Source organism: Methanobrevibacter sp. (assembly GCF_045603845.1).
GTDB lineage: Archaea > Methanobacteriota > Methanobacteria > Methanobacteriales > Methanobacteriaceae > Methanocatella.
In genome coordinates this window covers 1-11,249 of sequence record NZ_JAZUMY010000064.1, presented here as the reverse complement: position 1 = coordinate 11,249, position 11,249 = coordinate 1, and the positions used below count along the sequence as shown (strand labels likewise).

16 protein-coding genes and 1 pseudogene are annotated in these 11,249 nt (G+C 31.5%); 7 read left to right on the top strand and 10 right to left on the bottom strand.

Annotation, left to right across the window (positions count from 1 at the left end; all coding sequences use genetic code 11):
* Nucleotides 1-77: 77 nt before the first annotated feature.
* Together ACKI2W_RS05765 and ACKI2W_RS05760 are read right to left on the bottom strand one after the other, a co-directional pair.
* On the bottom strand, nt 78-590 hold the full coding sequence (locus ACKI2W_RS05765) for a hypothetical protein (RefSeq protein WP_407380143.1): 513 nt from the start codon (nt 588-590) through the stop codon (nt 78-80).
* Nucleotides 562-1,392, bottom strand: a complete 831-nt coding sequence (locus ACKI2W_RS05760) for a transposase (protein ID WP_407380141.1) — start codon at nt 1,390-1,392, stop codon at nt 562-564. The genes ACKI2W_RS05765 and ACKI2W_RS05760 overlap by 29 nt, the downstream gene beginning before the upstream one ends.
* Nucleotides 1,393-2,195: 803 nt before the next feature.
* On the opposite strand from ACKI2W_RS05760, the gene ACKI2W_RS05755 reads away from it, so the two are divergent.
* Nucleotides 2,196-2,804, top strand: coding sequence for a TetR/AcrR family transcriptional regulator (locus ACKI2W_RS05755; protein WP_407380138.1), 609 nt, complete (start codon nt 2,196-2,198; stop codon nt 2,802-2,804).
* Nucleotides 2,805-2,825: 21 nt separating this feature from the next.
* Nucleotides 2,826-3,428 carry a TetR/AcrR family transcriptional regulator gene (locus tag ACKI2W_RS05750; RefSeq protein ID WP_407380136.1) on the top strand — a complete coding sequence of 201 codons (603 nt, stop codon included), beginning with the start codon at nt 2,826-2,828 and terminating at the stop codon, nt 3,426-3,428.
* A 184-nt stretch (nt 3,429-3,612) separates the two neighbouring features.
* Here ACKI2W_RS05750 and ACKI2W_RS05745 read toward each other — a convergent pair whose 3' ends face one another.
* The 5 genes from ACKI2W_RS05745 to ACKI2W_RS05725 form a co-directional block, all read right to left on the bottom strand.
* Nucleotides 3,613-3,852, bottom strand: coding sequence for a hypothetical protein (locus ACKI2W_RS05745; protein WP_407380134.1), 240 nt, complete (start codon nt 3,850-3,852; stop codon nt 3,613-3,615).
* 10 nt (nt 3,853-3,862) lie between these two features.
* Nucleotides 3,863-4,450 carry a hypothetical protein gene (locus ACKI2W_RS05740; RefSeq protein ID WP_407380132.1) on the bottom strand — a complete coding sequence of 196 codons (588 nt, stop codon included), beginning with the start codon at nt 4,448-4,450 and terminating at the stop codon, nt 3,863-3,865.
* Nucleotides 4,440-4,592: a hypothetical protein gene (locus tag ACKI2W_RS05735; RefSeq protein WP_407380130.1), complete on the bottom strand. Its 153-nt coding sequence runs from the start codon at nt 4,590-4,592 to the stop codon at nt 4,440-4,442. The genes ACKI2W_RS05740 and ACKI2W_RS05735 overlap by 11 nt, the downstream gene beginning before the upstream one ends.
* Before the next feature lie 9 nt (nt 4,593-4,601).
* Entirely contained in the window at nt 4,602-5,318 is a 717-nt protein-coding gene (locus tag ACKI2W_RS05730; protein WP_407380128.1) for a TIGR04255 family protein, read from the bottom strand.
* A 333-nt stretch (nt 5,319-5,651) separates the two neighbouring features.
* Nucleotides 5,652-6,167, bottom strand: coding sequence for a hypothetical protein (locus ACKI2W_RS05725; RefSeq protein ID WP_407380126.1), 516 nt, complete (start codon nt 6,165-6,167; stop codon nt 5,652-5,654).
* 135 nt (nt 6,168-6,302) lie between these two features.
* On the opposite strand from ACKI2W_RS05725, the gene ACKI2W_RS05720 reads away from it, so the two are divergent.
* The 3 genes from ACKI2W_RS05720 to ACKI2W_RS05710 are packed head-to-tail and all read left to right on the top strand — an operon-like array spanning nt 6,303 to nt 6,937.
* The gene (locus ACKI2W_RS05720) at nt 6,303-6,524 is read left to right on the top strand and encodes a hypothetical protein (RefSeq protein WP_407380124.1); all 222 of its coding nucleotides are present in this window, start codon (nt 6,303-6,305) and stop codon (nt 6,522-6,524) included.
* A gap of 1 nt (nt 6,525) precedes the next feature.
* On the top strand, nt 6,526-6,780 hold the full coding sequence (locus tag ACKI2W_RS05715) for a type II toxin-antitoxin system RelE family toxin (RefSeq protein ID WP_407380122.1): 255 nt from the start codon (nt 6,526-6,528) through the stop codon (nt 6,778-6,780).
* Between the two features lie 28 nt (nt 6,781-6,808).
* Nucleotides 6,809-6,937: a hypothetical protein gene (locus ACKI2W_RS05710; RefSeq protein WP_407380120.1), complete on the top strand. Its 129-nt coding sequence runs from the start codon at nt 6,809-6,811 to the stop codon at nt 6,935-6,937.
* Here ACKI2W_RS05710 and ACKI2W_RS05705 read toward each other — a convergent pair.
* Nucleotides 6,932-7,120: a hypothetical protein gene (locus tag ACKI2W_RS05705; RefSeq protein WP_407380118.1), complete on the bottom strand. Its 189-nt coding sequence runs from the start codon at nt 7,118-7,120 to the stop codon at nt 6,932-6,934. The two genes, ACKI2W_RS05710 and ACKI2W_RS05705, sit on opposite strands and share 6 nt — an antisense overlap.
* A 324-nt stretch (nt 7,121-7,444) precedes the next feature.
* Here ACKI2W_RS05705 and ACKI2W_RS05700 point away from each other — a divergent pair, with 324 nt between their 5' ends.
* Both ACKI2W_RS05700 and ACKI2W_RS05695 read left to right on the top strand, forming a co-directional pair.
* Nucleotides 7,445-7,906, top strand: a complete 462-nt coding sequence (locus ACKI2W_RS05700) for a DUF3990 domain-containing protein (RefSeq protein WP_407380116.1) — start codon at nt 7,445-7,447, stop codon at nt 7,904-7,906.
* 140 nt (nt 7,907-8,046) lie between these two features.
* Entirely contained in the window at nt 8,047-8,373 is a 327-nt protein-coding gene (locus ACKI2W_RS05695; RefSeq protein WP_407380114.1) for a hypothetical protein, read from the top strand.
* Nucleotides 8,374-8,404: 31 nt separating this feature from the next.
* Here the strand turns inward: ACKI2W_RS05695 and ACKI2W_RS05690 are convergent, their stop codons facing one another.
* Both ACKI2W_RS05690 and ACKI2W_RS05685 read right to left on the bottom strand, forming a co-directional pair.
* Nucleotides 8,405-9,637: an RNA-guided endonuclease InsQ/TnpB family protein gene (locus ACKI2W_RS05690; protein WP_407380112.1), complete on the bottom strand. Its 1,233-nt coding sequence runs from the start codon at nt 9,635-9,637 to the stop codon at nt 8,405-8,407.
* A 697-nt stretch (nt 9,638-10,334) separates the two neighbouring features.
* Nucleotides 10,335-11,249, bottom strand: a pseudogene (locus ACKI2W_RS05685) (adhesin); the annotation flags it as partial.

Below are 11,249 nucleotides of genomic sequence, written 5' to 3'. Positions count from 1 at the left end.
AAATTATTCAATGTCGTCAAGTTGGTAGATTTTGATTCATGATTTTTCTCCGTTATTTTATTGTTTTTTCTCATGTTTTATGTTGGTTGGTATTGGATGTTGAAACATCTGTGTGGTTTTTTCTTTCTGGGTGTTGTTTTGTTTTTCTTGACTCTGTTTGGGTATCGCATGCAAGATTTGTGGAAATTTTTTATTAGTTTTTCCCGTATTGTTGTGGATGTTGAAAGTAGTATTAAAAGTAATTTGTCCTTTAGATTTCGTATTAGGTTGGCTTGATCGACTTGGTATTCTCTATAATCTCCTAATTGTTCTTTTTTATTTTTTATGAGTTTGTTGAATTTGATTTTGAGGTATTGGAAGATGTTAAATTTGAGAAATTTGCTGTAGATGTCTTGTTCGATGCATATTCGTCTTTTTCCACTGTAATTTTCAATATATATTCTGTTTTTCATTGTATTGTAATTTGTTTCGATTCCCCAGCGTAATTTGTATATTTCACCGATTTCTTTTGTTCCTAGTATTTTTTGTGGGATATTTGTTAATAGTGAGTATTTTTCTCCATTATTGTTTGTTATTGTGACAATTCGCAAGTCTATTGTCCATTTTTTTAGAGTAAATATCTTTTAATTCAGGATCATGAAATTTTTTAAGTCTTTCTTTAGTGATATTTAAACTAATGGGTGAATCTTCTTGGGTCATGTTTTTTCTTTCTTCTATATATGTGTCTTTTTTTAATCTTACGATGAAATATGAGTTCATTTCGATTATTCTTGCGTATAATTCCATTGCTGGGTATCCTCGGTCAAAAATCCAAATCGTTCTCAAAGGATTAATCATATTTCTGACATTTTGTAGATGTTGGTGTATTAATGGTAATTCTGCAGCTTTATAATCTGCCACGATCCCCTCTAAAATAAATCCATTAAGTACATCTTGTACGGATGAAAATTTACACATTGCAGGTTTTCTATATTTTGGAGTATCTTTAATATTGAATTCTGCGCGTGTTTCGGGAAAATCAGGTATTTCAAAATCTGATCCGTCGCCAGCACATAATCTAAATCCTTTAAAAGTCTTAAAAGTCTGATTATCATCTTTATAATCAATTAATTCCAAATACTTTTTGCTGATGTCCTGGAACAAAACTGGTTTAATGTAAGTTCTTTGAGAACTCACATACTGTTTGCTCGGTATGTCCAATTCAGGCCTATATTTGGTGATATAATTTTCTATATCTGATTGTAATGTTTTATCTTCTTTAAATGATAAAAATGTGGCCCAATCAGCCAAAGTTAAACTACTTTGTTCGGTAAAATGATTGCCAATCACATATTTTTCCAAGTTCTGAGTTACAGAATTGATGGCATCCAAAACATGATCCAAATCAATCATACAAAAAACACCATCCATTTAAATAAACTTATGAAATTAACAGGCCAAAAATGCTTATTTTTCAAATCAAAGCATTTTAAGCAAAAATCATACTCCCAGACAGAAACCGAAAAATTAATCAAACATGAAAACAAATGTATAATTGGGGGTTTTTTGGTAAATATATATAATAATATACCCCTCTTTTTATATAAACTTATTTTAAATACTTATTCGTATAATAAATAATTGTACACGTTTAACTTCCAAATTGTTTTGATAAATATCATTATCACAAAAATTAACCAAAAGTTAAACTGAATTAAGGAAATTAAAGACTGCACCAGTTAAATTTAATAACTTGACCATAACTTTAAATATAACAACAGACAAAATACATTTTAATCAAAGAAAAACAAGATACAACATATTATTTTGATAAATAAAAAATAATTAACACAAATTAAAATCAATAAAGCAATATTATTCTAATAATATAAAAATAAACGTTTTAAATTAAAAAATCAACTTGACGACATTGAAAAATTATTCCTCCTTTTTTATAATCAAATCTTTTTAGATTTCATTATTATCATGATTAAAATTTTAAGAACAATATTACCGGGTAAGCCAATATTTTTCTTAATATATATTTTCCTTTTTGTTGTTTAATAAAGTTTCCGTTGTTTAAAAAACCAAAACTGTGAATAAAGTTACATAAAACACATATAACAGAACGTTTGTTCCCCCCATAAATTTCCAACATAACAGAACGTTCGTTCTCTACATTATTTAATAACCATAAAATATAGAAATTTAAATGTATGGATACTAAAAAGTTAATTTTAGAAGAAACTTTAAAATTAATGATTGAAAAGGATAACTCCCTGATTTCAATTAGAGAAATCAGTGCCACCTCAGGAATTGCTATTGGCGGAATATATTACTATTTTTCAACTAAAGAAGAGATATATGATGAGATTATTGAAAGATATTTGATTGATTATTTCAAATTCAATATTGACAAACTCCGCCAGATAAATGGAAATGCAAAGGAAAAAATCCATGATGTGATGGCCGAAATTTTCAAGCAGAAAGAAATCGGAATCGAAATCGAATCAATTGATGAGGAAATAGACTACCGATTCATATTACTGATTTTGACTGCGAAAGGTTTTGCTTATGAAAATTACCTTAAGTCTTTACATATTGCTCTGAATGAATTGAGGGAATTTTTCACAGAAATTATTGAGGAAGGTCAAAAAAACAGACAAATCCGGCAAGACATCCCAAGCAAAGACATTGCAGAGTCATTAATTCTCATATACTCAGGAATTCAGTACAATTGGGACGTATATTTGATTGATGATATGATTTCCTCATTTGAAGACAGTTTCGAATTGGAATGGGAAAAGATAAGATTCAAAGACTAATTAAAAACATAATGTGGTTAAATGAACACTAAAGAATTGATTGTTGAAAAAACGCTGAAATTAATATTGGAGAAAGGTACAATCGATATTTCAATCAGTGAAATTCGAAATGCTACCGGACTTGCAACCGGCGGCATATATTATCATTTTTCAGATAAAAAAGACATATTTGAAGCAATTGTGCAAAAGTATATGGTGGATTACATTAAAATCGATTTTGATAACCTCATCCTAGAGGGTTCATCAAAGGCTAAAATCCACGATACATTGCTTTATATTTTACATCACTACATAAACGGTGTGGAAATTGAAAGCATCGATGAAAAAATCAATTATGGAGATGTGATACTTCTTTTAACCGCAACAGGATATGCCCATGAAGAGATAAACGAGATAATTTCAAAAACCGGAAATGACATTAAGATATTTTTAACCGACCTTGTCGAAGAGGGTAAACGGCAAAATGAAATCAGAGAGGACTTCACAACTGAAAGCATAGTGGAATTATTGCATAATCTGTATATGGGAGTTCAAGGTTTATGGTTAATTTATGCAAATGATGATACTGACCACATTTTTGAGAAAAACTTTGAAATGACCTGGCAGGCCATCGAATACCAATGAATCAGTAATCCCCGACAAGTAAAACACATTCTTCACGGACACTTGTTAAAAAAGAATAGTCTTTAGTGCAAATATAAAATTCTTCAGTCATAATATGAGCTGAATTACTATATATATTTAGCATTAATATTGAAAACTTCATCATTGACAATATCAAAAGAAAAAAATGGAGATTAAAACCCCATTATGAAGTTATGGTAATTTTATTTGCAATAACAGCATCACCATGGCCGGAAGTGATTATATACTCCCCTGCCTGCAGGTTAATGTTAAGTTTAGCATATACCATGTTATAAATCACTCCACTGATGTTAAAGGTAACGCTTTGGTTTGCATAGGGATTGCCCTGGCCGTCCATAGGATTTGCCGTGAAGTGATATTTTAATCCAATGTTTTTTGTTATTGAACCTGTTCCATAGAACATGAAAATTAATTTAAGGTAATCCTATCCTCGAATGATAATTGAAGAATCTGTCGGACAAATTTTCACGATATAATTCATTTAATGAAGCTTGATAGCAATCAGGAAAAATTTCATACATATAATTTCTAGATAAAGAGTAGAATCTTTTAAAGTCAAGAACCAAATTTGGTAGATTGAACTCTTCAGATTTCTCCAAAAAATGATAACGGGGAGTTTCATTTTGAGTCAGAACTTTCCATCGAGTATCTTTTCGTTTTCCAATTTTTGACATTTCCAAACCAATATATTCTAAATGAGTACCTTGTCTTAATTGGTTATCCGGATATGCTGGAGCCAAAAGGATTGATGGAATCATCTTATTGAAAAATGAAGAAATCTTTTTTGGAGATTCTTCAAAATTAATCGATTGGATATTATAGTGAGAATCATAATCCTGATTTAAATCACAATCCTGAGATAATACAACAGAATAAGGAGTTTTTATAATATTGAAATCATCCTCTTCCCGAATTAATAACTCAACATCCTTAAGAATATCCCCTTGAGAAATTCTGCCAGAATTATTCTTTCTATACATTGAATCAATATTAGAATTCAAAGACATCACCTTTTCTGATTGTTTTGATTACACGTGGACGATTCAAAATATAATGTGAAGTATCAATTTTGAAATCCTTAATGGATTTCCTATCAGAATTAGACAATTTATTATATCTGCCCATATCAATGAATTTGACCATTAAATCACCTCAAATCATGTCTTTTTTAAACCTATTACTAATTATATCATGCATATCCTTAAGATAAAATGGAATCAAATCAATATCTTCATCATTATTCAGAATGCAATCATAATCTAAAATAAACTCTTTATTAGTTGGCATATTAGGATATTGTGGATTGAATAATCCGAACTGAAAAGCCAGAATATAGTCCTCCATTTCAAATTCAGTTCGAGTAATAGACTGAATTACATTATCATCATGGAATTTTTCAACAAACAACAAATTTGGATTGATATACTGATCAATAGCCAAATCATTTATTTCAATCTGATTAATATATCTCAAACCCAGACAATTAATCTGATTAATAGAATACTTCTTTAAAGCCATAATAATCAAATTGATATCTGACATGAAATTCGTGAAATTTGAATAACCATTAGCAGAATAACTTAAGATAAGTTCTTTTCCGTTTAATGCAATATATTTACCGGAATTACTGATAAATTTCCAGGTTACAAATTCATCATTTGTCTTATTTTCAATTGTTTTACCCGTGCCCGTAACTTTAACACTGAATTTTCGGGATTCTTGAAACTGAACATCATCCCCAAATTCACAGGCAACAACATTTTGGAAATCAGCCGCAGCACTTCTATCATCACAATACAATTCCAATATCGGAGAGTACCTTATATGGAAAATAACTTCATTTAAATAATCATTTTTATTTTCAACCATGAAAATTCACCTCACAATCATGATACTTTACTGTAAATTCATAGTGGGATTTCTCATCAAAGGCAAATCTGTGACAGCTAATTACACACCAACACTTCATAGCACCAATGCGCTTTTTAATAGCTATGTAAGGATTGAAACCATGATGAGAAACACTATCTTGATATTTCTCAAACATTCTATCACCTTTAAATTAGAAATATAGCTATATTTTGGTTGGATTATACTTTGTACGTGAAAGTATTTTAAATTATTTGAAGTGCGACTGCGTGAAAATATTAATCCTTTATATATGATTTTTAAAAAAAGAATAAAATGGAGATTAAATCCCCATCATAAAGTTATGGTAATCGTATTTGCAATAACAGCATCACCATAGCCGGAAGTGATTATATACTCCCCTGCCTGCAGGTTAATATTGAGTTTTGCATCACCATTCACGTCAGTTGTACGGTTATAGAACACTCCGTTGATGTTGAAGGTAACGCTTTGATTTGCATACGGATTGCCCTGGCCGTCCACAAGATTTGCGGTGAACTGGGACTTGTCGCCGTAGGTCATGTTCAAATCATTTCCGGTCAGCGTCGGCAATACATGAACATTGTTTCCTTCAATACAACCATCATATGAAGTAGTTATGATGTAGTCGCCAGGTGCTAAGTTAATGTTCAATTTGGCGTGTCCTGTTTCATTGGTTGTTCTGTTGTAGAACACTCCGTTGATATTGAATGTTACAGTTTCGCCTGCACCGGCATAGCTTCCGTCATCTGCAACTGCGCGAACGACAAACTGAGTATCGTTTCTGAAGTATTTAGTCAGATCACTAGTTTCAAGTTTGGAAATGACCATAATGTTGTTTGATACCCTATCTCAACATATTCAAAAAAATAGATAATCTTAAATCAATATTGTTGATTATGTATACTAAGTATACATTGTAAACTATATATACTTAAAACTACACATAAATTATTAGGTGATATAATGGAAACAAAATCCATCAGAGTCAGTTTAATTAATCATGAAAGATTAGCAGACATTGGCCATAAAAATGATTCTTTCAATGATATAATCTCTAAATTATTAGATGAGTATGAAGAATATCAAGGAATCAAAGACTTAATTGAAGCAGATAAAGAATTTGCAAATGGTGAAGGAGTTCACTTTTCTTCATTAGATGAACTTGACGCATACCTAGATGATTAATATGGAACTTGAATTTAAACGTTCTGCTTTAAAACAATTGAAATACTATAAAAAGAAAAATCCAATAGCTTACAAACTGATTCGTGAAAAATTAGAAGAAATATTAAACAATCCTGAAGACAGCAATTATAAAAAAGTAAAAAAATATCCAAAATACAAAAGAGCGAGAAAAGGAAATTATAGAATCTGTTTTAGAGTAGACAACAATTGCATTTATATTGGACGTATTGAAGATCGTTCAAAAGTATACCAATAGTTTTTTCCAAAAATAACTGAATAGTTAAATGAAATTTCCTGATAAAACATTTGAAAACAAAATCAGATTCAAAAACCCAGCAGATAATATTAACAAGAAAATAACAATTAACATTGATGAAAAAAAGAATAAAATGGAGATTAAATCCTCATCATGAAGTTATGGTAATCTTATTTGAAATTACGGCATCACCATAGCCGGAAGTGATTATATACTCTCCTGCCTGCAGGTTAATGTTAAGTTTCGCATCACCATTCGCATCAGTGGTACGGTTATAGAACATTCCGTTAATGTTGAAGGCAATGCTTTGGTTTGCATACGGATTGCCCTGGCCATCCACAAGATTTGCTGTGAACTGATATTTATAAACCTACCGATTTGATTGAATGGATGAAATATATTTCAAACAATTTTTTTAATATAGTGATATCTGATTACGTTATCATTAACGCAGATAAACATTAATCTTTTCAAGTTTACTTAACCACATTATTTAACTTTCCCGCTGCAGACATTGGTGAAAATTTATATGCGAAAAATAGTATATATTAATTAAACAAAATTATAATTATGAAATTACAGGAAGCTAATTTCACCAGGAATTCAGTGTTTAAATTTTGAGTTCATGAGAATATTAAAATATTAAAAAAGCAGATGTTGTCATATGGATAAAAATATATTATATCATGGAAGTAATGTGGAAGTGCCCTTTCCACGTATTCTACAGAATGGTTTTTATAAGGATTTTGGTTATGGCTTTTACTGCACCCTATTTGAAAAGCAAGCAAAACGTTGGGCCATGACAAAAAAAGGAGAATCATTTGTAAACTTATATGAATATGTGCCAAATGCTGATTTAAACATTCTGAAGTTTAACGAAATGTGTGAAGAATGGCTGGATTTCATTGTAAGTTGTCGAAATGGCATAGAACATAATTATGATATAGTGGAAGGGCCTATGGCAGATGATCAAATTTGGAATTACATTGAAGGATTTATCGAAGGCAACATTTCAAGAGAAGCATTCTGGGAACTGGTGAAATTTAATTATCCAACACATCAAATCTGCTTTAACACTGAAAAAGCCCTTAAAACATTAACATTTAAAGGAAGTGAACTATTATGAAGAATAAATATTTTCCAGATGAGGATATTAAAATCAATGATTTATACTTTATTTGTTACATGATAGAAAGAGTGGCAAGACATATAAAACAAAAAAATAAATATGTTGTAAATACAATTGGTAAAGATGGACTATATCACTTGATTAGCTGTGCAGAAGCCCTACATTGTGAAAATCCATTGAAAGTAGAAGCAGATTGGATTAATGACTATGGACTTGAAAATGGAGATTATGATATTACCCTTGTTGATACAGAACTTGCCACAATCATCCCCACACCACTTGATATGGGCGCAGTATATCAACGTCTAATTGTAAATACCCTATCCTCCAAAGAAAATTATGTTGACGGTATTATAAGAGTATATAATGATGAGATATGTGATGTGATAGATAATTATAACTGCAGTGCTTTCTATGAACCTTCCTATGTGATAGCCAGAGCTTATCAAAACGGAGGTTTTTGAACCTCTCCGGCTTTGTAGAATCCGGAGATTCTTAGGCCGTACATATAGTTTTTACTTCACAATTACTTAGAAATATTTCTAAGTATTTTTGTGGAAACATATGTACGAAATCTACTAAGCTTGGCACCGGTGAACCAACGGCGCGTAGACCTTCGTCTAAAATATTTAATGCTGCATTCAAATCCCTTAATAAATGAGTGTGACAATGTGGGCATTCCCATTCTCTTTCTCCACGTTCTAAGTCATCATTTATTTCGCCGCATGCCCAGCATTTTTTACTTGATGGGAACCATCTGTCGATTTGTACGAATTGTCTGTTGTACCATTTTGCTTTGTATTTTATCATTTCGACTAGTTTTCCCCATCCGATTTCGTGTATGCTTCTGCTTAGGTTGCTTTTAATCATTCCTCGAATGTTTAGCTTTTCCATTGCGATGAATCGATGGTGTTTGACTATGTTGTAGGATACTTTATGGTAGTAATCATTTACTACATTATTTTTTTTGTTTATCCATTTGTGGAGTTTTTTGAGAGTTTTTTTCCAGTTGGATCCTCCAGGTTTTTGTCGTGCTAATTTTTGTTGGTAGTATTGTATTCTTCCGTTGATTCTTTTGAGGTCGGGTTTGGCTATCACTCGACCGGTGGAGAATGTTAGGAAGTCTGTTATTCCAAGGTCTATTCCTAGGTAGTATCCGTATGGAAATTCCTCTCGGGGATTTATTTTTTCTAGTTGGTATGCTATGCAAACGTACCAACGTCCGTTTTCTTTTTTAATAGTTGCTTCTTTGATTTTTCCATCTATGTCTCTTTTATGTTTGACTTCGATTAATCCGAGTTTGTTTATGCGGAATTTATCTTTTTCCCATCTTAGGGATCCTTTGATGCCGTCTTTTGTTTTGTAGTCGTTGTTTCGTAGTGTGATGGATGTTACTGGATTTCTTTTAGATGATTTGAACTTGGGAAATCCTGTTCTATTGTTGTAATATCCTTCATAGGCTTTTATTAGTCTGTCTGTTGATGCTTGAATACATGTTGATTCTGCTTTTTCAAGGAAAGGCTTTTGCTTTTTTAGAGTTTTAACTATATCCTGAGTATAACTGCGATTTACTTTAAATTTAGAGCCTATTCCAAATTCATTAACTAAATTATTGCGATAGATACTGAATTCCAATGTTTTATTATAAACATAAGCACTAGCACGCATATTAAACTCTAATACTTTCTCTAATTCCTCATCAGGAACAAATTCACATTTATCCGTCAAAATAAAAAATTCTTCACACATAAAACCAAAAACCAATCCACAACTAAATTATATTAATATCAAATATTACCATCCATTTCTTTAGAAAAAAAACATAAAATATTGGATAAATAAGAAAATGACCATTATTTTAACTCTAAAAGTTATAAAGATAAAATCATTTAACAATTTAAACCTCATTTAAATCAATCAAATACTATGTTTTTCTTCCACAACCATACTTATAATACTCCCATATATAAAGACTTTATCCGAGAGCATTTGACGACAAATCTAACACCCCCATTGAACTAAAAAAAATAAGTAACTCTAATAATAGGACGATACCTTTAAAGTGCAATTCATCTCCGGCTTGCAGAAGCCGGAGGATTCTTGCACAAAAATGTTAAATTAAAATAATATAAAGTTAAAAATCACCTAAAAAACAAGAAAAATCTATACGATTCAGCGTGTGCGGGAAACAGGCGACACCATCCTAATTTCAAAAATTGGTTCAAATATCCTCATGACAAAATCCAACTATCATTAACATGAAAAAAGACAATAAACTGATATTTATAAAGCTACCTATTTGATGAAATTAAAAAACAATTTGAAGAAAATCAAATTCAAAATCTCAACAGACAAAAAAAATTAAAAAAATAACTATTAACATCATATCAAAAAAAAAAAGAATAAAATGGAGATTGAATCCCCATCATGAAGTTATGGTAATTTTATTTGCAATAACAGCGTCACCATAGCCGGAAGTGATTATATACTCCCCTGCCTGCAGGTTAATATTGAGTTTTGCATCACCATTCACGTCAGTTGTACGGTTGTAGAACACTCCATTGATATTAAAGGCAATGCTTTGGTTTGCATACGGATTGCCCTGGCCGTCCACAAGATTTGCTGTGAACTGGGACTTGTCGCCGTAGGTCATGTTCAAATCATTTCCTGTAAGTGTAGGAAGTACATGAACATTGTTTCCTTCAATACAACCATCATATGAAGTAGTTATGATGTAGTCGCCAGGTGCTAAGTTAATGTTCAATTTGGCGTGTCCTGTTTCATTGGTTGTTCTGTTGTAGAACACTCCGTTGATGTTGAATGTGACTGTTTCGCCTGCACCGGCATAGCTTCCGTCATCTGCAACTGCGCGAACGACAAACTGGGTGTCGTTTCTGAAGTATTTTGTCAGATCACTTGTTTCAAGTTTGGAAATGACTGTAATGTTGTTTGATTTCATCTCGCCCGTAACCGGATTGGTTGCAGTTAGAATATATGATCCTTTATCAAGGTTTATGTTAAGCTTTGCCCAGCCGGACGCATTGGTAGTACGGTTATAGATTACACCATGAATGTTAAAGCTAACTGTAGTGTTTGTCAGATTGTTGCCGTTTCCATCAAGGAATAATGCATTATATTGAGTGCCGTTTCTGAATACCTTAACAACATCTTCCGCATATATAGTGGATTTTACTATAATGTCAACAGTCTTTGAAATTCCATAATCAGGAACTTCAACACTAGCTGAGTAATTTCCTTCATTGAGGTTAATTGCAAGTGATGCAACACCATCACCACCTGTTGTTCTATTATAAATAACACCATTGATTGTAATCATAAC

Coding starts and splice junctions, on each gene's coding strand:
- ACKI2W_RS05725 (WP_407380126.1), bottom strand. CDS start 6,167: ATGGTCATTTCCAAACTTGAAACTAGTGATCTGACTAAATACTTCAGA.
- ACKI2W_RS05755 (WP_407380138.1), top strand. CDS start 2,196: ATGGATACTAAAAAGTTAATTTTAGAAGAAACTTTAAAATTAATGATT.
- ACKI2W_RS05700 (WP_407380116.1), top strand. CDS start 7,445: ATGGATAAAAATATATTATATCATGGAAGTAATGTGGAAGTGCCCTTT.
- ACKI2W_RS05715 (WP_407380122.1), top strand. CDS start 6,526: ATGGAACTTGAATTTAAACGTTCTGCTTTAAAACAATTGAAATACTAT.
- ACKI2W_RS05710 (WP_407380120.1), top strand. CDS start 6,809: ATGAAATTTCCTGATAAAACATTTGAAAACAAAATCAGATTCAAAAAC.
- ACKI2W_RS05730 (WP_407380128.1), bottom strand. CDS start 5,318: ATGGTTGAAAATAAAAATGATTATTTAAATGAAGTTATTTTCCATATA.
- ACKI2W_RS05720 (WP_407380124.1), top strand. CDS start 6,303: ATGGAAACAAAATCCATCAGAGTCAGTTTAATTAATCATGAAAGATTA.
- ACKI2W_RS05760 (WP_407380141.1), bottom strand. CDS start 1,392: ATGATTGATTTGGATCATGTTTTGGATGCCATCAATTCTGTAACTCAG.
- ACKI2W_RS05745 (WP_407380134.1), bottom strand. CDS start 3,852: ATGTTCTATGGAACAGGTTCAATAACAAAAAACATTGGATTAAAATAT.
- ACKI2W_RS05735 (WP_407380130.1), bottom strand. CDS start 4,592: ATGGTCAAATTCATTGATATGGGCAGATATAATAAATTGTCTAATTCT.
- ACKI2W_RS05750 (WP_407380136.1), top strand. CDS start 2,826: ATGAACACTAAAGAATTGATTGTTGAAAAAACGCTGAAATTAATATTG.